The sequence below is a fragment of the Rhizobium sullae genome (assembly GCF_900169785.1).
Lineage (GTDB): Bacteria > Pseudomonadota > Alphaproteobacteria > Rhizobiales > Rhizobiaceae > Rhizobium > Rhizobium sullae.
Genome location: NZ_FWER01000052.1, coordinates 25,131 through 45,720 on the forward strand (window position 1 = coordinate 25,131; position 20,590 = coordinate 45,720).

18 protein-coding genes, 1 tRNA gene and 1 pseudogene are annotated in these 20,590 nt (G+C 60.8%); 6 read left to right on the top strand and 14 right to left on the bottom strand.

Annotated features, from left to right (window positions below):
• Nucleotides 1-50: 50 nt before the first annotated feature.
• Nucleotides 51-911, top strand: coding sequence for a DUF937 domain-containing protein (locus tag BN1800_RS31130; RefSeq protein ID WP_027509986.1), 861 nt, complete (start codon nt 51-53; stop codon nt 909-911).
• 88 nt (nt 912-999) lie between these two features.
• Here the strand turns inward: BN1800_RS31130 and BN1800_RS31135 are convergent, their stop codons facing one another.
• Nucleotides 1,000-1,299, bottom strand: coding sequence for a DUF1127 domain-containing protein (locus BN1800_RS31135; protein ID WP_087003090.1), 300 nt, complete (start codon nt 1,297-1,299; stop codon nt 1,000-1,002).
• 204 nt (nt 1,300-1,503) lie between these two features.
• Between BN1800_RS31135 and BN1800_RS31140 the strand changes: the two genes are divergently transcribed.
• On the top strand, nt 1,504-2,460 hold the full coding sequence (locus BN1800_RS31140; protein WP_037141876.1) for a LysR substrate-binding domain-containing protein: 957 nt from the start codon (nt 1,504-1,506) through the stop codon (nt 2,458-2,460).
• Nucleotides 2,461-2,463: 3 nt separating this feature from the next.
• On the opposite strand, the pseudogene BN1800_RS31145 reads toward BN1800_RS31140, so the two are convergent.
• A pseudogene (locus BN1800_RS31145) lies at nt 2,464-3,169 on the bottom strand (TetR/AcrR family transcriptional regulator).
• Between the two features lie 326 nt (nt 3,170-3,495).
• On the opposite strand from BN1800_RS31145, the gene BN1800_RS31150 reads away from it, so the two are divergent.
• Nucleotides 3,496-4,401 (top strand): hydrogen peroxide-inducible genes activator, encoded by a 906-nt coding sequence (locus BN1800_RS31150; protein WP_087003093.1) that lies wholly within the window; start codon nt 3,496-3,498, stop codon nt 4,399-4,401.
• Here BN1800_RS31150 and BN1800_RS31155 read toward each other — a convergent pair whose 3' ends face one another.
• From BN1800_RS31155 to BN1800_RS31175, 5 genes are all read right to left on the bottom strand, one after another.
• The gene (locus BN1800_RS31155) at nt 4,402-5,277 is read right to left on the bottom strand and encodes a dienelactone hydrolase family protein (RefSeq protein WP_087003096.1); all 876 of its coding nucleotides are present in this window, start codon (nt 5,275-5,277) and stop codon (nt 4,402-4,404) included. It lies immediately after the preceding gene.
• An 83-nt stretch (nt 5,278-5,360) separates the two neighbouring features.
• A complete protein-coding gene (locus tag BN1800_RS31160; RefSeq protein ID WP_027509980.1) occupies nt 5,361-5,780 on the bottom strand; it encodes an MAPEG family protein in 420 nt (139 codons plus the stop codon).
• 67 nt (nt 5,781-5,847) lie between these two features.
• The gene (locus BN1800_RS31165) at nt 5,848-6,408 is read right to left on the bottom strand and encodes a hypothetical protein (protein ID WP_087003099.1); all 561 of its coding nucleotides are present in this window, start codon (nt 6,406-6,408) and stop codon (nt 5,848-5,850) included.
• 2 nt (nt 6,409-6,410) lie between these two features.
• Entirely contained in the window at nt 6,411-7,892 is a 1,482-nt protein-coding gene (gene guaB, locus BN1800_RS31170) for an IMP dehydrogenase (RefSeq protein WP_027509978.1), read from the bottom strand.
• Between the two features lie 178 nt (nt 7,893-8,070).
• The gene (locus BN1800_RS31175; RefSeq protein WP_027509977.1) at nt 8,071-9,063 is read right to left on the bottom strand and encodes an MBL fold metallo-hydrolase; all 993 of its coding nucleotides are present in this window, start codon (nt 9,061-9,063) and stop codon (nt 8,071-8,073) included.
• Between the two features lie 245 nt (nt 9,064-9,308).
• Between BN1800_RS31175 and BN1800_RS31180 the strand changes: the two genes are divergently transcribed.
• A complete protein-coding gene (locus BN1800_RS31180) occupies nt 9,309-10,730 on the top strand; it encodes an MFS transporter (RefSeq protein WP_087003102.1) in 1,422 nt (473 codons plus the stop codon).
• A gap of 3 nt (nt 10,731-10,733) precedes the next feature.
• Here the strand turns inward: BN1800_RS31180 and BN1800_RS31185 are convergent, their stop codons facing one another.
• The 3 genes from BN1800_RS31185 to BN1800_RS31195 are packed head-to-tail and all read right to left on the bottom strand — an operon-like array spanning nt 10,734 to nt 13,497.
• Nucleotides 10,734-11,117 carry a VOC family protein gene (locus tag BN1800_RS31185; protein WP_027509975.1) on the bottom strand — a complete coding sequence of 128 codons (384 nt, stop codon included), beginning with the start codon at nt 11,115-11,117 and terminating at the stop codon, nt 10,734-10,736.
• 58 nt (nt 11,118-11,175) lie between these two features.
• The gene (locus tag BN1800_RS31190; protein WP_087003105.1) at nt 11,176-11,895 is read right to left on the bottom strand and encodes an RlmE family RNA methyltransferase; all 720 of its coding nucleotides are present in this window, start codon (nt 11,893-11,895) and stop codon (nt 11,176-11,178) included.
• A 6-nt stretch (nt 11,896-11,901) separates the two neighbouring features.
• Nucleotides 11,902-13,497, bottom strand: coding sequence for a Ppx/GppA phosphatase family protein (locus tag BN1800_RS31195; protein ID WP_087003108.1), 1,596 nt, complete (start codon nt 13,495-13,497; stop codon nt 11,902-11,904).
• A 248-nt stretch (nt 13,498-13,745) separates the two neighbouring features.
• On the opposite strand from BN1800_RS31195, the gene BN1800_RS31200 reads away from it, so the two are divergent.
• Nucleotides 13,746-13,819, top strand: a tRNA-Gln gene (locus BN1800_RS31200).
• Between the two features lie 266 nt (nt 13,820-14,085).
• Here the strand turns inward: BN1800_RS31200 and BN1800_RS41665 are convergent.
• Nucleotides 14,086-14,223, bottom strand: coding sequence for a hypothetical protein (locus BN1800_RS41665; RefSeq protein WP_179213932.1), 138 nt, complete (start codon nt 14,221-14,223; stop codon nt 14,086-14,088).
• Nucleotides 14,224-14,296: 73 nt separating this feature from the next.
• On the opposite strand from BN1800_RS41665, the gene BN1800_RS31210 reads away from it, so the two are divergent.
• Nucleotides 14,297-14,629 carry a transposase gene (locus tag BN1800_RS31210; protein ID WP_143534182.1) on the top strand — a complete coding sequence of 111 codons (333 nt, stop codon included), beginning with the start codon at nt 14,297-14,299 and terminating at the stop codon, nt 14,627-14,629.
• A 643-nt stretch (nt 14,630-15,272) separates the two neighbouring features.
• Here the strand turns inward: BN1800_RS31210 and BN1800_RS31215 are convergent.
• From BN1800_RS31215 to BN1800_RS31225, 3 genes are all read right to left on the bottom strand, one after another.
• Complete coding sequence (locus BN1800_RS31215) at nt 15,273-17,438, bottom strand: mechanosensitive ion channel family protein (RefSeq protein ID WP_087003159.1); 2,166 nt, start codon at nt 17,436-17,438, stop codon at nt 15,273-15,275.
• Nucleotides 17,439-17,495: 57 nt separating this feature from the next.
• The gene (locus BN1800_RS31220) at nt 17,496-18,008 is read right to left on the bottom strand and encodes a hypothetical protein (protein ID WP_179213934.1); all 513 of its coding nucleotides are present in this window, start codon (nt 18,006-18,008) and stop codon (nt 17,496-17,498) included.
• 201 nt (nt 18,009-18,209) lie between these two features.
• Complete coding sequence (locus tag BN1800_RS31225; RefSeq protein ID WP_244564720.1) at nt 18,210-20,399, bottom strand: adenylate cyclase; 2,190 nt, start codon at nt 20,397-20,399, stop codon at nt 18,210-18,212.
• Nucleotides 20,400-20,590 lie beyond the last annotated feature (191 nt).

Genomic DNA, 20,590 nt, shown 5'->3' on the forward strand with positions numbered 1-20,590 from the left:
TCCGTTTATAGTGGCGATTCACAAGCACTACCAAGCGGGGGAGGACTGTCATGCTGCCACTCTTCGACATGATGATGCAGGCACAGAATGGCGCGGCGATGGATGCCATCTCCAAGCAGTTCAATCTTGCCCAAGAACAGGCAACCAAGGCGATGGCGGCGCTCATGCCCGCCTTTTCCGCCGGGCTGAAACGCAGCACGAGCAATCCCTATGACTTCATGGGCCTGATGCAGGCGGTCGCGTCCGGCAACTATGCCAAATATTTCGAAGATATGACGAAGGCCTTCACGCCGGAGGGCATCTCCGACGGTAACAATGTCCTCGGCCAGCTTTTCGGCTCCAAGGAGGTCTCGCGCGCCGTCGCCGCACAAGCCGCGCAGATGACCGGCATCGGCCAGGAGATCTACAAGCAGATGCTGCCGGTGATAGCCGATACGCTGATGGGCGGGATCTTCAAGCAAACAACCGGACAGATGGCCTCGCCCGTCAACCCCTTCGTCAATACCGCGATGGGCGAGACGATCCAGAAATGGCTGGAAAGCACCGGTTTTGCGCCGAAACCGAAAACGGCACCCGAGCCGAGCATCTTCGACAATCCGTTCACGCAGGCGATGCAGCTGATGTTCAGCACGCAGCGGCCGGAATCCAAGAAGGCTCCCGCCAATCCGTTCCTCGACAATCCTTTCGCCAAGGCCTTTCAGGACATGATGGGCGGCCTCAACCAGCCGGCGGCGCAAAAGGCGTCGGAGCCGCCGAGGGAAGAGGCCAAGGAACAGGCGGAGAACTATGTGAATATGCTCAACACCATGTTCGACAGCGGCCTGGAAGTGCAGAAGAATTATCAGAAAAGCATGGAAGCTATTTTCGACTCCTATCTACCTAAGAAGGGCCAACCTTCCCCCAAAACATAAAAAAACCCGGAGACGGCTTGGGAAAGCCGGTCACCGGGTCAAGGGGCAGGGCTATTGGCTATCACCCTGCGGGGAAAACTGGCCGCTCCTAATCGACGCAGGAGCGGAATATCGCGAGGCGCCAGCGGCGGCGCGCCGAGTTCGTCAGATGTGCCGACGGGTCCTCGAAGAAGGTCGACGTCAACAGTGCGGCGGTGACGTCGGCCCGTGTCAGGCCGATATCCCGCAACTGATTGTCATCGAGATCATTCAGGCCATTGATCGCTCTGCGATTGCGGAATGAGCGAAAGAGAGCCGTCAGCGGCGCAAGGGTTCCGCCGAGACGTTGGGAAAACGTCGCAGGCTGCCTGGCACAGTCGAGTTCTACTGTCTGGTCAATCATGCGCATCGAACTCTCCTTTCTTTCGGGCGCAACAGCCCGCCCCTCCCGCGAGGTCTGAGCGGGAAGAAGGAGGGCTGAAACCTAGGCGGGACAGCAGGGTGTCTGTCCGTCACTTTGCTTGATTTGCATCCCGAAGATGCCAAAGACCTATTGATCAGTCCAACGAATGTTTCTAATGATTATTATCAGAGATCGTTATAGGTGAGCCCCATGTCCGCGCCTCTTGATACTGACCAGTTGCAGACTTTCATTGCCATCATAGATTCCGGCAGCTTTACCAAGGCCGCGGATCGCGTCTACAAGACGCAATCCGCCGTCTCGATGCAGATGCGCCGCCTGGAAGAGCGGCTCGGCAAGCAGCTCTTCATCAAGGACGGCCGCGGCAACCGGCTGACGGTCGAGGGCGAGAAGCTTCTGAATTACGCTCGCCGTATCATCCGCCTCAACAACGAGGCGATCGCTGCTTTCGACGACAACCGCCTCGAAGGCATGCTGCGCATCGGTACGCCGGACGACTACGCCGACCGCTATATGCCGGAGATCATCGGCCGTTTCGCCAAGACCCATCCGAATGTCGAGCTTTACATCGTCTGCGAGCCTTCGGTGGATCTGGCCGAGCGCATGCACAAGGGCGAGCTCGACATCGCGCTGGTAACGCATAACCCGCGGGAACGCATGTCCGATGTCGTCAGAACCGAACCGCTCTGCTGGGTCGGCTCCGCCAACCACCCGATCCGCGACGACGCGCCGGTCCCGCTCGCTGTCGGCCGCCGCGATTGCCAGTGGCGGCAGCTCGCCTGCTCTGCGCTCGATGCCGTGGGCCGCGAGCACCAGATTCTCTTCACAAGCTGGTCATGCACAGTGGTTGCCGCTGCCGTGCTTGCCGGCATGGCGGTTTCGGTGATGCCGGAATCGGCATTGCGGACCGGCATGAAGGTGCTGAGCCAGGCTGACGGCTTCCCTGCCCTGCCGCCGGTGCAGATCGGCATCATGAAGCGCCCGGGAGTTTCTATCTCGCTGATGAATGCGATCACGGCGCATATCACCGCCTGCCTCGACAACATCACGCCCGCGGTGGTCGACGACAATCTGGAGCCGGATGTGAAGACGGGTTATGCGCGGCAGTATCCGCGCCTCAAGGCCGCCAATATGGTGCCGAGCTGGTAGGCTTCAGACTGCCTCGGCAAAAAGCGAAGCGCGGATGACGCGCTTCCATTCGTCCAGCATCCTTTTTGCCAGCTTTTCTTCGCTCTTGACCGCGAGGCGGATCGACGCGCCGATCAGGTGGCTGAAGAGGTACGTGCGCGCCTGCATGTCGACCTCCGGCATCTCCGGGGCGATGCGTTTTATCGCCTCGAGGAAGANTGAAGAGGTACGTGCGCGCCTGCATGTCGACCTCCGGCATCTCCGGGGCGATGCGTTTTATCGCCTCGAGGAAGATTTCGGCCACGCGATTGCTGTGGTCGATATTGAGCTGCAGAAGGTCCTGATCGGTCTCCGTTCCCATCCAGACACCGAGATAGGTGGGGTCGTTGCGGTATTCATCGTAGTACCAGTCGATCATCACCGAGATCAGATCCAGTGCTTCATCGAGGGACTGGACGTTGGCAAACATAGCAGCCGTTTTCGCTTGGACTGCGGCCGCATGCCGGTCGAAGAGCGCTTTGACGATCGCCGCCTTTTCCGGGAAGTACTGGTAGACTGAACCGATCGGAACCTTGGCGGCGGCGGCAAGCTCGGTCATGCGCATGGCGCTGACGCCTTTTTGGGCGATCAGCTCTGCGGCAGCGGCAAGGATCAGATCGAGTCTCTGGATGCTGCGTTCCTGCTTCGGCTTCCGGCGGAGGCCGATGCGATCCATACCCTGCGCGCTCATATCGCTCCCACAATTTATCGTTGAGCGGCGGCAGATGGCTCAAACCGACGCATCCGAGCGATATGGCACGCAGGCATTCATGCGCCGTAAATCGAAAAGCTCGCATTTTAACGGATGCCGGAAGCATGTGAAAATCGGGGCGATTAGCCCCGATTTGGTCAGTCAAAGCTGTGAATCAGTTATTCGGCAGCCGGCGATCGGACATGAAATCCTCCTTACGGTGAGTTTTGAAAACCCTCTGCGAGTTCCAACGGCATTGTTCTCCCATTGACATTCGATAATTTTCAATTCGTATTTAATGAAGGTATCAATCGGAAAAACTTATCATGTTGACGCTTCGCCAGATGCGCTATTTCGATGCCCTTGCGACCACCCGGCATTTCGGGCGGGCCGCCGAGATGGTTCACATCAGCCAGCCGGCGCTTTCGGTGCAGATCATGGAAATGGAGGAATATCTCGGCGCCAAGCTGATAGAGCGGATGCGCACCAACACTATGCTTACCCAAAAGGGCGAGGAGGTTCTGCTGCATGTGCGCGCAATCCTCCAGCAGGTCGATCTGCTCGAGCAGACGGCTAGGAAGGGCGGCGGCCCGCTGGAGGGGCTGATCCGCATTGGCATCATTCCGACGGTGGCACCCTATCTCGTGCCTCAGTTCATTCCGCATCTGCGCCGGACCTATCCGTCCGTCGACGTGGAGCTCAAGGAGGCAATGACCGATCGGCTCATGGCCGATCTTTCGGCAGGCAGGCTAGATGCCGTCATCGCCGCCCTGCCCCTCGACATCGAAGGCATCAACACGCGGCCGCTCTTCACCGACCGCTTCTATATGGCGGTCGCCGAGAACGGCGAAAATGTGTTGCTGTCGCCGCTCACCGAGAACGAGGTGAATGTCGACCGGTTGCTGCTTCTGGAAGAGGGCCATTGCCTGCGCGATCAGGCGCTTGCCGTCTGCAGCGCCAGCAAGCGGAGCCTGGTCAATTTCGGTGCGACCTCCATGGCGACCCTGCTGCAGATGGTGTCGCACGACATGGGCATGACACTGATCCCGGAAATGGCGATCGCCACGGAAACCAGCCGCAACTCGATCCGTATCGTGCCTTTCGCCGAGCCTCAGCCATCGCGCGAGATCGGACTTGCCTGGCGGCGCAGCAGCCACCGCGCCAAGGAGATGGACGCGCTGGCGGGGGCGATCATTGCCGCCTCGCCCGTTGCGCGCGATGCCGCCGCCTGATCAGGCAAGGTTCTTCTTCAGGAACTCGACGGTGCGGCCCCAGGCAAGATCGGCCACTTTCTTGTCATAGCGTGCTGAAGACGTGTCGTTGTTGAAGGCATGGTTGGCGCCGTCGTAGATGAAGATCTGGAAGCTCTTGCCATTTGCCTCCAACGCCTTCTTGTAGGCATCGATGCCGGCGTTGATGCGGTCGTCGAGACCGGCATAATGCAGCATCAGCGCCGCCTTGATGTTCGGCACCTCTTCCGCTTTCGGCTGCGCGCCGTAATAGGCGACCGCCGCCTTCAGCTCCGGCGATTTCGTCGCAAAATTGTTGGCCACCCCGCCGCCCCAGCAAAAGCCGACAACGCCGACGTTGCCGTTCGAAACCGGGAGTGTCTTCAGGTATTTGAGGCTCGCTTCGGCATTCGCGACAGTCGCGGCAGCCTCAAGCTTGCTGAACATTTCCCGCGCCTGATCTTCGTTTTCCGGTGTGCCGCCGAGCGGCGAAAGGAGATCCGGCGCCAGCGCTACGAAGCCTTCCAGCGCCATGCGGCGGGCGACGTCGCGGATATGCGGGTTGAGGCCGCGATTTTCGTGAATGACGATGACGCTGCCGAGCTTTCCGGAGGCGTCCTTCGGCTCGACCAGATAGCCTTTCATCTCGCCGCTGCCGCCGGGATAGATGACGTCCTCCGCCTTCAGCCGCTCGTCGTTGGCCGGGACCATTTCGGCGCTTGCCTTGTTCGCCGCCAGCATCGGCGCAATGACGGCGGCAGCACCCGCCGATCCTGCAAGCTTCGTCAGCTTGTCCATGAAACTGCGGCGATCGAGCGTCAGATGCGTATATTCATCGTAGGCGTTTATCATCGCCTGCGTGATTTCCGGCTTGTCCATGTGAACCTCCTGTTCCCTGCGCAGCTCAGTGCCAAGTGAGGGAAGATAGGTCAGGGCCTGGTAACGCGAGGAACAAAACTGCGTTACCCGCTGAACGCCATCCAGCCGGCGAGCCACGCCCACATGACGGCAAGCACCACATAGCCCGCAGCAAAGAGTGGACTGCGGAAACGCATGCGATTGCTTGTCACATGTACGAACGCGTGGGCGTACCGCAAAGCGACAAAACTCCAGGCGAGCACGAGGGCAGCCAGATTGTCGGCCTCGGTGATGTAAAGCAGGATGCAGCAGACATAAAAGAGAACCGGCAGCTCGAACTGATTGGCGATGCTGTTCTTGACGAAGAGGCTTTCCGGCGGCTCGCTGCGGTTTTCGCGATAGTCCGAAAGCCGCGCCTTGCCCGCCTGCACCGCCTTCCGGCGGCGGACGCTGAGCAGTATGAAGAGGCCATAGACCAGCGCGACATGGGCGATGATGGGCCAGAACATCTCGTAGCCGGCCATGGTGTCTCCTTCGCGGCTTCTCTCATATTTTTCAAAGCAGTAGAGGAAAATCCCGGCACTTGCCAGCCTATCGCCGGTCGATATCGCCGGGTGAGAGACGGATCAGAAGGAAGCGAAGGATGACGATTGCCGAGACGACGAGTGCTGCGAATTTCAGCTTTGTCATCCAAGGCAGCAACGCCGCGGCGGATGAAGCGGCGTTGTCGTCGCCGAAGGCAATCAGGCTGGAGATATTCTCGGCATAATCGGCAAGGCCGTAGATGAACGGCAGGGCATAGATCGCCTTGATCAAGGCTGGATGCATCGGCTTGCCGAAATAGCTGCCGCCTGGCTGGAGCTTCAGGACAATCGCGAAGAGCAGCATCGTCACCAGCGCAGGAAGGACGAGCTCCGGGCCGAGATACATGCCGCGCAGCAGCGCCTGCGCGACGTCGTTCTCGCTCAGCAGCTTCTGCATGGCGGCAACCGTGGGCTGATCATAGCCGGTGAAATAGGTATCGAGAACCGCTTCGCCGGTTTCATGCTGGAAAGGCAGGACGAAGCCGAAGGTCGTCCATGCCAATACTGAAAGGCAGAGAATGGCGAGCAGCCCGATCATCCAAGATGGTATCCGGCTACCCGCAGTCATGATCAGGCGCCTACGCCCGGATAGTTTGGGCTCTCGCGGGTGATCGTCACATCGTGGGCATGGCTTTCGCGAAGGCCGGCGCCGGAGATGCGCACAAAGGTCGCGCGTTCCTGGAACTCCTTGATATCCCTGCCGCCGACATAACCCATGGCCGCCCTCAGTCCTCCTGTGAGCTGGTGCAGGACGCCCGATACGGGCCCCTTATACGGCACTTGGCCTTCGATGCCTTCCGGCACAAGCTTCAGCGTGTCGCGGACTTCCGCCTGGAAATAGCGGTCCGCCGAACCGCGCGCCATGGCACCGACGGAACCCATGCCGCGATAGGCTTTGAAAGAGCGGCCCTGATAGAGGTAAACTTCGCCCGGGCTTTCATCGGTGCCGGCGAGCAGCGAGCCGACCATGACAGCCGACGCGCCGCAAGCGATCGCCTTGGCAAGGTCGCCGGAGAACTTGATGCCGCCGTCGGCGATCACCGGAATATCTTGGGCACGTGCGGCTTCGACAGCCGACATGATGGCAGCGAGCTGCGGCACGCCGACACCGGCGACAATGCGCGTCGTGCAGATGGAGCCCGGGCCGATGCCGACCTTGACGGCATCCGCGCCGGCATCGATCAGCGCCTTGGTGCCATCCGAGGTCGCGACGTTGCCGGCCATGACGCGGACCGAGTTGGACAGTTTCTTGACGCGGGTGACGGCGTCGAGAACACGCTGCGAATGGCCGTGCGCGGTATCGACCACGAGCAGATCGACACCGGCTTCGATCAGGCGCTCGGCGCGCTCAAAGCCATCATCGCCGACGCTGATGGCGGCAGCAGCGCGAAGACGGCCCTGCGCATCCTTGGAAGCATTCGGGTTCAGCTGCGACTTTTCGATATCCTTGACGGTGATGAGGCCAACGCAGCGGCCTTCCGGATCCACGACGAGCAGCTTTTCGATGCGGTGCGAATGCAGCAGGCGCTTGGCCTCCTGCTGGTCGACATTCTCCTTCACTGTGATGAGGTCCCGCGTCATCAGCTCGTGAATCTTCTGCGCCGGTTCGGAAGCAAAGCGGACGTCGCGGTTCGTCAGGATGCCGACGAGGCGGCCGGACTTTTCAACGACCGGAATGCCGGAAATACCGTGCGTCTTCATCAGCGACAAAGCTTCGGCGAGCGTCGCATCCGGGCCGATCGTCACCGGATTGATAACCATGCCGCTCTCGAACTTCTTGACCTGCCGGACCTGCTCGGCCTGCTCGATCGGGGTCAGATTGCGATGAATGACGCCGAGACCGCCGGCCTGCGCCATGGCGATCGCCAATCGGCTCTCAGTGACGGTGTCCATTGCCGAGGAGAGGATCGGGATGTTCAGGTCGAAATCGGTTGCGATGCGCGTTGCGATGTTCGTCTGACCAGGCATGACCTCGGAGTGACCGGGCTGCAGGAGCACGTCGTCGAAGGTGAGCGCGTCCGCTCCGGTTGCCGTTTCTATGATGCGAGCCATGGCCAATTTCCTTCAATCGAGAAAAATGCGACCCACCCGGAACGAATCGTCCGCACCGGTGGTGTGCAAGGGTTGCTTTGGAAGTTGGCGAGGGCTCGTAACACGTCTGTGAGAGGAAGGGAATAGCAAAACGCCCGGCGCATGCACCGGGCGTGGAATGGCTGCCATGCGCCTGGGATCAGATGTCGAACTGGTAGGTTTTCGGCACGAAACGGTAGCCCGTTCCCTCCTTCACCGCGAAGCCGACGGCAGGGAACGGCATATGGTAGCCGAGGAAGGCCGCCTTGTCGGTCGCGATCATATCGAAGACCTTCTTGCGCGAGGCAGCGGCCTGCGCCTTGTCCATGTCGAAGCGAACCTCCCATTCGGGATAGAGGAGCGACAGGATGTAGTGGTTGGCGGTGTCGCCGGCAAAGACGATCCGCTTGCCATCCGATTCGGCATGGAAAATCATGTGGCCCGGCGTATGACCTGGCGCCAGCATCGCGGTCACGCCGCTCACGATCGAATCGCCTTCCTTGATGAAGGTGGTCTTTTCGGCGAGCGGAACGACATTGGATAGAACAGCCTTGTGACCGCCTTCGGCCGGCGTTCCCTCACGCGCCTTGCTGGACCAGAAATCGTATTCCGCCTGACCTGCCACGTAGCGCGCATTCTTGAAGGCCGGAGCGCCGTTTTCCATGAGGCCGCCGATGTGATCGCCGTGCATATGGGTCAGCGCGACGACGGTAACGTCGTCGGCCGAATAGCCCGCAGCCTTGAGGCTGTCCTGCAGCTTGCCGAGGCCCCGCTCGCGGCCGGCGGCACCGAAGCCAGTGTCGACCAGAACGACGTCCGAGCCGGTATCGATCAGCGCCGGCGCATAGCTGTTCACGAATTTCTCCGCCGGCAGGAAATTGTCGCCGAGCAACTTCCTGACCACTTCGGGATCCTGGTTTGTCCCGAAAGTTTCGAAGGGCTTGTCCAGAACATTGCTGCCGTCTCTGATCGCAACGATCTTGAAGGAGCCGAGCTTGAACTGGTTGATCTCGGGCAGCGCCATTGCATTCATATTGCTTTGTTCTCCGCTTACAGCCGCTGAAGCCGTTGCTCTTAAAATAACCGGCGCAGCGAGCAGGCCGATGCCTGCGGCAAAAAGCGTGCGCCGCTTCATCCCCAAAGAAGCTGCCATATATCCATCCTCCAATAGTGTGCGGTGCGTCGCCGCACCGACGCTGATGATTCTTGCAACCGGGATTCTCGCCCCGGCGGCTCAAACATATGTCAATTTTGAAAGGAGAAGTTGTCCGGCAAGCCGTCTCACGCACTAGTGATACGAACGTGTAACTCCAGCAGTTTCGGGGATTGGCAGAGGCGGCAACCGGGACTAAACAGCGCATGCTCCCCGCCACCTCCGAGTCGTCAAGGCTTTTGCCTATGAACCGCATCGTTCCGCTGATACTCGCCGTCGCGCTCTTCATGGAGCAGATGGATTCCACCGTCATTTCGACCGCCCTGCCCGCGATCGCCAACGACCTGCATGTCGGGCCGATTACGCTGAAGCTGGCGCTGACCTCCTACATGGTGTCGCTTGCGGTCTTCGTTCCGGTCAGCGGCTGGATGGCGGACAGGTTCGGCGCCAAGCGCATCTTCCGGCTTGCGATTTGCGTCTTCGTCATCGGTTCGATCTTCTGCGCGGCATCCTCAAACCTGGTCGAATTCGTCTTCGCCCGCTTCCTGCAAGGCATGGGCGGTGCGATGATGACGCCGGTCGGCCGCCTCGTTCTCCTGCGTACCACCCAGCGGAGCGAACTGGTTTCCGCCATGGCGCTGCTGACGATTCCTGCCCTTGTCGGTCCGCTCGCCGGTCCGCCGCTCGGCGGCTTTATCACCACTTATTTCAGCTGGCACTGGATCTTCCTGATCAACGTGCCGGTCGGCATCATCGGTGTCTGGCTCGCGACAATCTTTCTGCCGGAGGTTGAAGTAACGATGCCGCCGAAACTGGATTTCACCGGCTTCATGCTGACCGCGCTTTCCGCCGCTGGTGTCGTTTTCGGCCTTTCGGTCGTCAGCCTTCCGGCACTACCGCCGGCGATCGGCGTCACGTCCACCTTGATCGGCTTCCTTTGCGGCTATCTCTATGTGCGTCACGCCAAGCGCCATCCGGCCCCGATCCTGAACTTGAACCTCTTCCGTAACCCGACCTTCCGCACTGCGACGACGGGCGGCAACCTGTTTCGCATCTGCATCGGCGCCATGCCCTTCCTGACTCCGCTCATGCTGCAGCTCGGCTTTGGCCTGACACCGTTCCAGTCCGGCCTCATCACTTTTTCCGGCGCAATCGGCGCAATCACCACCAAATTCATGGCGCGGCGCGTTTTCGCCGCTACCGGCTTCCGCACAACGCTTCTTTCGGCAGCCGCGGTCACGACTATCGTTACAATCGCAACGGGCTTCTTCACGCCCGCAACGCCGCATCTCGTCATCATCGCGGTGCTGCTCGTTGGCGGCTTCTCACGCTCCTTCATGTTCACCGGCGTGAACGCGCTCGCCTTTGCGGACATTGACGACAAGGAGGCAAGCCAGGCAACCTCGATGAGTTCGGCGATGCAGCAGATCAGCCTCGCACTCGGCGTTGCCCTGGCAGCAGCGATCCTCGAGACGTCCATCTATTTCCGCGGCGAGGCGCTGCAAGTCGCCGACTTCCACCTGGCCTTCTACGTCATCGCCGGACTGACGGTCGTGGCGATGATCCCCTTCATCCTCATGGACAGGAATGCAGGAGCACTGGTTTCCGGCCGTGGCGCCAAGCGGGTCGGGCCGGCCATCGAGGCCGAGCAGCAGGCCGTGAAGTAGCGGCTATTCCGGACTTTCGCAGACGGCGGCAAGCTTGTTGCCGTCTGGATCGCGGACATAGGCGGCGTAGAAATTCGCGTGGTAGGAGCGCAAGCCGGGCTTACCGTCATCAGTACCGCCTTCCGCAAGTGCCGCCGCATAGAATGCATCGACATCCGCGCGAGTTTCGGCGCTGAGTGCCACCATGGAACCATTGCCGCCGGTGGCGCGGCGGCGATTGAATGGCGTGACGATCCACAGGCGCGACCGCGTGTCGCCGTCGGCGGAGTAACCGATTTCTTCGTCCGAGAGACGTTGTAGCTTGTAACCGAGCACCGGCAGCACGGCGTCATAGAAGCGCCGGGCGCGTTCGATGTCGTTGGTTCCGAGAGTGACATAGAGAAGCATGAGGTCGCGGCATTCCAATCCTGTAAGCCGTCATCATCGCCATAGACGATACCAAAGATCAAGCTTCCGCAACGTTGGTGGCCGACTTGCGGCCTTTAAAGCCCTTCGCCAGCAGGAACATCTCGACCGATTCGGCACGCGAGGAAGCGGGCTTGACGTGCACAACCTGGCGGAAATGCTGTTTCAGCATGTTCAGCAATTCGCGCTCCGTGCCGCCCTGAAAGGTCTTGGCGAGGAAATGGCCGCCGTCGCCCAGAACCTCAACGGCAAAGTGCGCCGCCACTTCGCAGAGATGCATCGTGCGCAAATGGTCGGTGCGGTGGTGGCCGGTGGTGGGGGCCGCCATGTCGGACATCACCAGGTCCGGCGTGCCGCCGACCGCTTCCATCAGTTTCGCCGGCGCTTCCGGATCAAGAAAATCGAGCTGCAGGATCTTCACGCCGGGAAGCGGCGCCATTTCCAGGAAATCGATGGCCGCAACGCGGATATCCTCGTCGGTCGAGCCGGTCACCTTGGCGGCGATCTGCGACCAGCTGCCCGGTGCGGCCCCGAGATCGATGATGCGGCGGGCGCCTTTGAGGATATTGTGCTTCTCGTCGATCTCCAGCAGCTTGAAGGCAGCGCGGGCCCGATAGCCTTCGAGCTGCGCGCGCTGCACGTAAGGATCGTTGATATGGCGCTGCAGCCACTGGCGCGATGAGGCCTTGAGCTTCTTTTTCTTGACGCGCTGGCCGAGCTTGCGGCCGGTGCGGTTGCCTGCGATCGGTGCCTTTGTCATTCATTCCTACCTTGCGCGCTGGCCGCGGCGGTTTCGATGACGCCGCCAGACGCCGTCGTCCGCCATCATGTCGGTCAAGAGGCCTTCCCTCAAGCCGCGATCGGCAACGCGCATGCGCGGGCTCGGCCAGCGGCGGCGGATCGCCTCCAGAATGGCGCAGCCGGCGAGCACCAGATCGGCGCGGTCCGGCCCGATGCAGGGATTGGCGGCGCGGCTTTCGAAATCCCAGGAGAGGAGCTTCGCCTGCATGGCCGAGACCTCGTCATCCGAAAGCCAGATGCCATCCACCTTGCGGCGGTCGTAGCGCGGCAGGTCGAGGTGGACGCCAGCCAGCGTCGTTACCGTGCCGGACGTGCCGATCAGGTGAAAGTCGCCCGAATGTGCGATCTCAATTTCTGGGCAGTCGAAGCGCGCAAGCATGCCGCCCACTTCCGACACCATGGTCTCGAAGCTCTCGGGTGTTACATGTTGCCCGCCATGGCGCTCGGACAGCGTGACGACGCCGACCGGCAGCGAGGTCCAGTGGGTGATGTGATTGGCAAGGCGGCTGAAGCGGCTCTCGCCGATACGGATCACAGCGATTTCCGAGGAACCGCCGCCGATATCGAAAAGCACGACTGAACGTGTTTCGCGGCCGACCAGTGACGAGCAGCCGGATACGGCAAGGCGCGCTTCGGTTTCGCGGTCGATGATTTCGAGTTCGAGGCCGGTTTCCGCCACGACGCGCTCAAGGAAGATGTCGCCGTTTGCGGCCTGACGGCAGGCTTCGGTAGCGATCAGCCGCATGCGGCGGATCTCGCGGCTCTTGAGCTTTGAGGCGCAGACACGCAGCGCATCGACGGCGCGGTCCATCGCCTCGCTGGAAAGGCGGCCACTGGCAGCAAGCCCCTCGCCGAGGCGGACGATTCGCGAAAAGGCATCGACGACGCGGAACTGGCCCGGCCGGGTGGGTTGGGCAATGAGCAGGCGGCAGTTGTTCGTGCCGAGGTCAAGCGCGGCATAGAGTTCGTCCGGCCAGGGATGCTCGCCGGCGCGATCGCGGCGCTCGCGTTCAGGCGGCCGGCCGCTGCGATTGAAGCCATCGTCTCGAGGCTCGGAATGCCCATTGGCTTTTGCGATCACTGGGGCTTTCGCGATAGCTGGAGCTCTCGCAATGGCGGAATTCTTGGCAGTGGCAGTAAGCTCGGCCGCGATCGCTGGCTGATCGACGGCCTTGCCGGGCGCCAGTGGTCGTCCCTGCAGGCCGCGTTTTCCGCGGTGCTTGCGCCGGTTGCGGCGGCTGGACGAAGCCTCACCATCTGTCCGCGCGACTGGAGCCGGCTTTTCATGCTGCTGGATCGCTGGGGATGCGTCGTCACGGCGCTGGCCGCCGTTACTGCGGCGGCGGCGTTTGCGCTTGCGGGCCGGGTTCCCGGCCGCAGCTTCCATCGGGCGCGCTGCCTCTCCGGATGTCTCGGAGGAGGCCTGCGAAGCGGCATGAGGCGCGTTGCGGGGCTGGTCGCCCCGTTTGCCCTTGCGGCGCCGGGATTTCTTGCCGTCCCTGCGCACTGCCGCTGACGCCCCGTCAAATTGCGGCTTTGCGCCGCCTTCGGGGTCTTCCACGTTTCGTTTTCCACGCGCCGCGCAAGTCCATGACGGTATGCAGCAGGCGCTCATTAGATTTTTGCGTTGCCGCGAGAATACCAGCGCGATGCAAAATCGCCAAATTCTTTTTGGATTCAAAAATAGAGACCTGCTCAACCTCACCCGATCAGGGTGTGGAAATTTTTCCAAACAGGTATTTGCATTCCTCCGGCTTTTGTTTATAAGCGCCGCACACCAGCGGAGCCGCTTTGCCGGCCGCACGCTGCTGGGGAATAGTTCAATGGTAGAACAGCGGACTCTGACTCCGTCGATCTTGGTTCGAATCCAGGTTCCCCAGCCAATTCTCTCTAAATCCCTTTAATTCCTTGATTTTCCAGTCGTGCCGGATATCGTTTTGGCATCATTGGCGACCTGATGCCCAGAACTGTAGCCCACAGGTGATGCCGACGCGAAAACTGCGTAGCGGCGTCGCAGGTGGCAGGCAAGGGCAACTTTCCCATGGCGGTCCGCCACGACGTCGAGAACCTTATTCGCCGCGGCAATATCTTTTACTGGTGCGCACGTGTTCCCACTTCATTTGTCAGGTGCCGTCTAGGCGGCCGGCTTTCACTGAGCCTTCATTGTTCCGATCATAAAAAGGCGCAGATGATTGGCCGAAAACTCAACCTGCGCCTGGCCGAACTGAAGACAGATCCGAGGGAAGTCATGTCGACGAAGGATCAGCTTCAAAAACTCTTCGAGCATGTTCTGCTCCCACGTTGTCCTTGCCGCCCTAATCTGTGATCGCCTTTCCATGGACAAGCGACGGGGATTCTCCATGGAGACTACATTGGAGGTTCTCACGACCAGAAAGTCTGGACGTGAGGTTCACCGGCAATGGCCGGACGAGGTCAAGGCGCAGATCGTTTCGGAGAGCCTTCGGCCTGGTGCGATGGTGAAAGAAGTGGCAGAGCGGCATGGTTTGAACCCAAACCACTTGTCCACCTGGCGAACGATGGCGCGGCAGGGCAAGCTGGTTCAAGGGATCGGGATGGCTCGAGATGACTGGCATCTCTATCAATGGGGCGACAAGGTTGAGGTGATCGCGCCCAAGGGACTGCAGACCCCAGTTAATGGCTATCAAAGGTCGGATTTCAAAGCCTTGCCATGATCGGCTTCCGAGCACGGACCTCCACGCAGAATATTTCAGGCCGCATTTCCAATGCCCCGTTCGCGGTTGCCGTCGCGCGCACCGCGAAGCTGGAAGGTTGCATGGATTGGTCGCACAAAGACAACGTCTGCTTCTCGAGATGAAACATCGCATGGCAACGGCAGATTGGGACGCAAGGCGGAGAAACGCGCGGTGATCGCTAGAGGAAAGTTGGGACCCCAAAAGCGAAAATAATTGCCGCAAGATCCCTCCTGTTGACTGAGGCCCAAAGCCAGGCACAAAGCTGGGATCCACGGTCGCTCGCGATGGGAAAACAGAGGGAATTTCAAGGCGATTTTGATAGGCCATTGAAATCATGTGAGGATCCAAGATCCCAGGCAGGCGCAATTTAGGCCTGTAACGCTTCTTCTCGCTGTACTAAGTATTCCCAGTAATTCTGCAGTTTTTTCAGCTATTTGGTTGGATTTTCCCACGCGGCGCTGGCGCGAACGTCATTCTAGTTCGTAGCAATCTGCGATCACACAAAATGATGGCTGGGGATCCGATCCTGAGCATCCGAAACCGCTTTCGGAATGCGCCCAAATGCTGACTCCCAAAGATTTTCGCGCCTCCTATGGCAGACCCTTCGCCTGTCGCCCTGCGCTCAGGTCGACGCAGCCGCGATTGCCTCATTGTGTTTGGCCAAGGCCTGCTGGGCCGCCGCGGCGACGTCCTGTCCCCTGTCGCCTGCAACTTGAACCGTCGGAAAGGCCGGCTTGATATCATTGTCGTGAAAGGCCTTGTTGATCATCATCAGCGCCCGCCGCTTCAGGGTGAACTGCTCGCCAGGAACAGTCGTGAACTTCATCCGCAGGATCAGGCCCGAGTCGCCGAGACTGTCGATGCCCTGCATCTTGAGGGGCTCGATGGTGATCGGAGCCAGTTCCGGATCGACGAGCAGTTCCTGTCCGATCTTCTTGATAATCTTGCGCGCCTTGTCGACGTCGGTATCGTAACCGACCGTGACCGTGAGCTTTTCGACGACCCAGTCGCGGCTGAGGTTCTGGACCGCGCCAAGCTCGCTGAACGGAACGATATAGATCGCGCCGCGATGATGGCGCAACTTCACCGACCTTAGGCTGAACGACTCGACGGTGCCCTTGTAGCTGCCGCTTGATATGTATTCTCCAACCCGGAAGGCATCATCGAGCAGGTAGAACATGCCGCTGATGATGTCCTTGACAACGGTCTGCGCGCCGAAGCCGATGGCGACGCCGACGACCCCTGCCCCGGCGATCAGGGGCGCGATCTCGACGCCGAGCGACGACAACGCCATCATGATCGCGACTGCGACGAACAGGATCATCAGGACATTCTTCAGGATCGGCAGGAGCGTTCTGATCCGGGCCCGCCGCCGCTCCCGCTCGCTGCCGGCTTCGTGCGCTGATTCCGTCTCACCAAGCTTCCTGTCGATCAGTACCTTCACGACATTCCAGATAAGGTCAAGCACAAGCAGGATAATGCCGGCACTCAGCGCTCCGCGCATCAGCCGCAAGGCCCCGGTATCCTGGGCGGCGATCGAGGTCAGATTAACGTCGAGGACGTCCGCCAGCAGAATGATAGCACCGACGATGAGCGCCGCGCGAATTCCCCGTTCAACCATGACCGAGACGACACCCGGCCTGGTCTTCTCCTCCGAATCGGGGATGCTGCCCTGCAGAAAATTGTCGACCGCCGCCCGTGTCAGGGCAATCGCGCCGGGTAGTGCCGCGGCGACGACGGCGATCCAGAACAGCTTCATGGCCCCTGCCACCCACAGAAGCCAGAGCGCGGTGAAGTAAACCGTCCACAGCCAGTTGCGCGCATGTTGGCCGATGCGGCCGAAGCGACTTGCCTGATCCGTCGGTTGGAGCGTCACCGGACGCCGCCAAACCGCCTCGATGCCGAGAACGAGGAGAACAATCCCGAGCGCGTATGCCGCCACCTGCCGGGCGGGTTCCGAAAAGCCGAGAGTTACGAGAAGATGCACCGTCACCGAACCGAAGGCGAACCATCCCACCGCATAGCCGAGCCGCCTTGTCCAATGGGCCGCGGCCTGGTCGGTGATGGGGACGACGCGGAAACGCTGCGCATCGGCGAAATTACCCGATCCGGACGGCGCAAGCAGGAAATCGAAAGCGACGCCCGCGAGCCGGAAGATCATCACCGCGAACAGGTAGCCGACGACGATCTCACGGACGAGCGGCGGCCATTCGAAGGCGAGGAAGAAGCCGATGCTGCCGAGGGCGAAGGCCAGCACATAGCATGTCGACCACAGCAGTCTTGCGGAGATTGCGGCGAGCCTGCAGCGCACGGTCAGAAGCTGACCCGATGCGATCCATGCGCGCCAGCCCCTGCTGATCCACCGGAAGCTCCATTGAGCCGCCAAACCGGCAGCGACGAAAGCAAGAACGAAGAAGATCGGTCGCGCGCTCTGGCTCGAGTCGAGCTCGCGCTGCAGGACGGCGGCCGCACCTCCGGTTTCCGACGGAAACGAGCGGACACCCTCCAGCAGGTCGGCGGCGTGGGCGCGGAACCTCGTCGCGAATTCGGCATACGAGACGCTCGGCCCCTCCGGTATTGCTGCAGGGGCCGAAGCCGTGGCGGCAGGATTGGCGCTCAGCAACCAGGATCGCACCTGCGGATCGTCGACCAGTTCGAGAAAGCGCCGAACTTTCTCCGCCTGCGCCGCGTCCGGAGCCACCGCCTGCGCGAAGGCCGACGGAGAAACCAGAAGAACGCCGACCGCAATGACAACGCCGGCAACGGCCATTCGGATGAACGCGAACATTCCCTTTGAAAGCAACATTTCCATCGTGTTTCTCTATTTTCGGGCATTTGCCTCAAGTCAGACCGATTGCGCCTGTCGTCTATTTCCTGCAGTGCGGATCCGACCCGAGCCGACAGTCTGGCGGCCGCTTCGGCCGCGAAGTATTTTTACCGCCGAGCGCGTCGAGCTGACAGAGGCACTGAGCCTGGCCTTGGCGGCGTTCACGTCCACCTCTTCCGCCTTCAGCACCGCGAAATCTGTCGCCGGATTGGAAGGCAGCTTGTTTGGCCAGGCGACGTCCCCGACCTTTCGGGCGCTCGCTGGAGGGATGGACACGGTGATGTCGGCGAAGGCCGGAGCGCGGGCGCGTTCGCCGCTAAACATCTCGCCGGGGATCGCAGACCGGCTGCGCGTCGTCGTGATCAGCATATCGACGCGACTGGATTTGAAAGACGTGTCTGCGACCGGCGTCAGGACACCCTTCGGATGCCATCTGCAACCCGACAGGACGATGAGCATCCCGCATACGAATATCCGTTGAAGATGTCGGGCAGGTGCCGACGTCATCGTGCGGCTATTTTTGCTGTTCACCCAGCTCCCCCGTAGTGACCGCGCGGTGTCTGTCCCGCGCCCCGTTCCGATGCCGGGCTCTGAAACACTACGCGACGACGAAGCCGCACGCCCGTAACATCCTGTAGGTTACGGGGTGGCTTGCCGCGTTTCCCCTGCCGACCCGCGCGCCCGCAGTCGCGACTGGGCATCAAAGCGGCCAGCGAAACCCATGCTCGAGCATCAGTGGCCGTCCGACACCACGGTCGAATCCGTGATGACGGCTTCCACGCCATCCGGAACCGGCATTCCCGCCTTGCGTATTCCCGTGATCAAGCGCAGTTGATCCCCCGGCTGGATGTTTCTGATCTTGAGTTCGGCCGCAATGTTCGGAACGAAGTCGGGCCGCATCTGCATGAACGTCTCCCCCTCCCGGCGGGCGTCCTCCGGCATCCCAGCCTCGGCGTAGATGATCGCCGCCACCACATGGAAAAGCGGGAATTTCTGCAGATCCGCCTGTCTGATCCCGGCGACCGCAGCCGGATAATCTCCCAGCATGAAGGCGGCGAGCGCGCGGGTTCCATGGTAGTAACCGGCAGCACCTGGATTGAGGGGAAGGGCCTGGTCCAGAAGCGCCGCGCCGCGCTGCCATTGCCCACCCATGGCCAGTCGGGTTCCGAACTCCGCCATGAGTTCGGTGTCGTTGGGGTTCGTCGCAAGCGCCAGCTCTCCGATGCGCATGGACTCGGCAAATTGCTGATTGAAGAACAATGCGGTCATCAACGCCTGAAGACCGCGGGTGTTGTCGGGATCGAGCTGGATTGCGCGTCGCGCCGCCTGAAGCGCCCGCTGCATAGGCGGAGGCATCTCGGATCGCGAATTGAACTTGAACCGCTCCTCATCCAGATAGACGATGGACAACATCGCCCATGCGGTTGCATAGCTCGGGTACTGTGTCACCGCCTTCTCGAGACACGCCCCGACGTCCGCATGACGCTCGACGCTCAGCTCGGCACGATAGGCATAGAAGCTCAGCGTGCATTCGTAAGCACCGCGATCGTCGGGAGGAGGCTTTGCGGAATCGACCTGCGCCATGACGCCGTATGGTTGGGCGACAGTTGCCGCGACCTTGTTTGCGACCGCCATCTGGATGGCGAACAGATCACGTGTCTGCAGGTCGTTCTCGTAGTCCTCGGACCATAGGATGGAGCCGTCCGAGGTGTCGAGAAGCCGCGCCGTCACTCGAATGCGGCTGCCAGACGTCCTCACGCTACCATCCAGCAGATAGCGCGCGCCGAGTTCATTCCGGATTTGCGACACACCAACGCCTGGCGAGAGAGATGCCGACGTTTCACGTCCGAACACCTTGATCTCCTTGAAGCGTGGAAGGGCAGTAAGGAGTTCTTCGGCCAACCCCCGCGCATAAAGCTCGGCACTAGGTCCATCCCCAAGATTCGCGAACGGTGCGACCACCAAGGTTGGACGAACCGGTATGCCGGTCATCCTCACGGAATCAATCATAGGTCGGACGTTGATCCAATAGGCAGATCCGACAAGACCGGCGACGACGGCGAGAGCCGTCGGGATCGGCCATCTCATGCGCCACCAAGGAGCGGCGATCTGATCCGATGGCCTGGGCCGTGGCACAGCCTCGGCGATGATGGGTTCGGCAGGTTCGTTCCAAGCAAACGTCGGAACGTATCCGCCCTTGGGAAGGCCGATCCTGACTGGATCGTTCCGGCCAGCCACCAGATAGTAGCGTTCGAGTTCCCGGCGCAGCGTGCCTGCCTCGATCCGCACGACAGGATCGTCCTGGGTGAAGCTCTCGGGTCGCTTGAACACCTCGATCGCAATCGAATAGCCCTTGATCCGGTGTCCACGTCCGGCGAGGGCCTCCTCGACGAGGTAACTAAGGAAGACGCCTGTGCGTCCTACCCTGCGAAATTCAGGGCTTGAGACGATCCGCTGAAGCTGAGCGAGGACGTCTTGCGAACTGGGGACGGCGCCCGCCGGAATGTTCGATCCAGCTTGCTCGCTTGTTGATGGCCGCATCGGTTTATACACGTCCACCGCCATGGCTGAAGCAGTGTCTTCCGTCGGCGCCCGAACAGAGAACACGGGTATATAGCTACCTTTCGGAATGCTGAGGACAACAGGATCTGCCCTCCCGCCAGTCAGGTAGTAGTGCTCCAAGGACCGGCGAATGTGACTGGCAGCGATGCGTACGATCGGATCATTTTGGGGGTCGAACGTGCTGTTCCGCCCGAATACTTCCACGGCGACTGAATATGCCTTTATCCGTTCTCCTCGACCGGACAGGCTCTCATCGACCACATAGTCAAGAAATCGATGTTCTCGTTCCGTCGCGCGGAAATCGGTGCTTTGCTGGATACGCGAAAGCTGCTCGCGGCAGGCCCCTTCGGCGGGCCGCATGTCACCCGGTTCTAATGCCCCTGCATGAGTCACGGCACCCCCCAGTGCGTGCACGATGGTTCGCCCGCATCGTCCAATTGCAAGCTATATACTACGCGCATGGTCCAAATAGCGATAGCTAATGTTCGGTTTCATGAGGCCGGGCATCGACCCGGATTGGGGAGTCTGCTCCCGATACACCACGTAAACTA

Coding starts and splice junctions, on each gene's coding strand:
- BN1800_RS31130 (WP_027509986.1), top strand. CDS start 51: ATGCTGCCACTCTTCGACATGATGATGCAGGCACAGAATGGCGCGGCG.
- BN1800_RS31135 (WP_087003090.1), bottom strand. CDS start 1,299: ATGCGCATGATTGACCAGACAGTAGAACTCGACTGTGCCAGGCAGCCT.
- BN1800_RS31140 (WP_037141876.1), top strand. CDS start 1,504: ATGTCCGCGCCTCTTGATACTGACCAGTTGCAGACTTTCATTGCCATC.
- BN1800_RS31150 (WP_087003093.1), top strand. CDS start 3,496: ATGTTGACGCTTCGCCAGATGCGCTATTTCGATGCCCTTGCGACCACC.
- BN1800_RS31155 (WP_087003096.1), bottom strand. CDS start 5,277: ATGGACAAGCCGGAAATCACGCAGGCGATGATAAACGCCTACGATGAA.
- BN1800_RS31160 (WP_027509980.1), bottom strand. CDS start 5,780: ATGGCCGGCTACGAGATGTTCTGGCCCATCATCGCCCATGTCGCGCTG.
- BN1800_RS31165 (WP_087003099.1), bottom strand. CDS start 6,408: ATGACTGCGGGTAGCCGGATACCATCTTGGATGATCGGGCTGCTCGCC.
- guaB (WP_027509978.1), bottom strand. CDS start 7,892: ATGGCTCGCATCATAGAAACGGCAACCGGAGCGGACGCGCTCACCTTC.
- BN1800_RS31175 (WP_027509977.1), bottom strand. CDS start 9,063: ATGGCAGCTTCTTTGGGGATGAAGCGGCGCACGCTTTTTGCCGCAGGC.
- BN1800_RS31180 (WP_087003102.1), top strand. CDS start 9,309: ATGAACCGCATCGTTCCGCTGATACTCGCCGTCGCGCTCTTCATGGAG.
- BN1800_RS31185 (WP_027509975.1), bottom strand. CDS start 11,117: ATGCTTCTCTATGTCACTCTCGGAACCAACGACATCGAACGCGCCCGG.
- BN1800_RS31190 (WP_087003105.1), bottom strand. CDS start 11,895: ATGACAAAGGCACCGATCGCAGGCAACCGCACCGGCCGCAAGCTCGGC.
- BN1800_RS41665 (WP_179213932.1), bottom strand. CDS start 14,223: ATGCTCGAAGAGTTTTTGAAGCTGATCCTTCGTCGACATGACTTCCCT.
- BN1800_RS31210 (WP_143534182.1), top strand. CDS start 14,297: ATGGAGACTACATTGGAGGTTCTCACGACCAGAAAGTCTGGACGTGAG.
- BN1800_RS31215 (WP_087003159.1), bottom strand. CDS start 17,438: ATGTTCGCGTTCATCCGAATGGCCGTTGCCGGCGTTGTCATTGCGGTC.
- BN1800_RS31225 (WP_244564720.1), bottom strand. CDS start 20,399: ATGCGGCCCGCCGAAGGGGCCTGCCGCGAGCAGCTTTCGCGTATCCAG.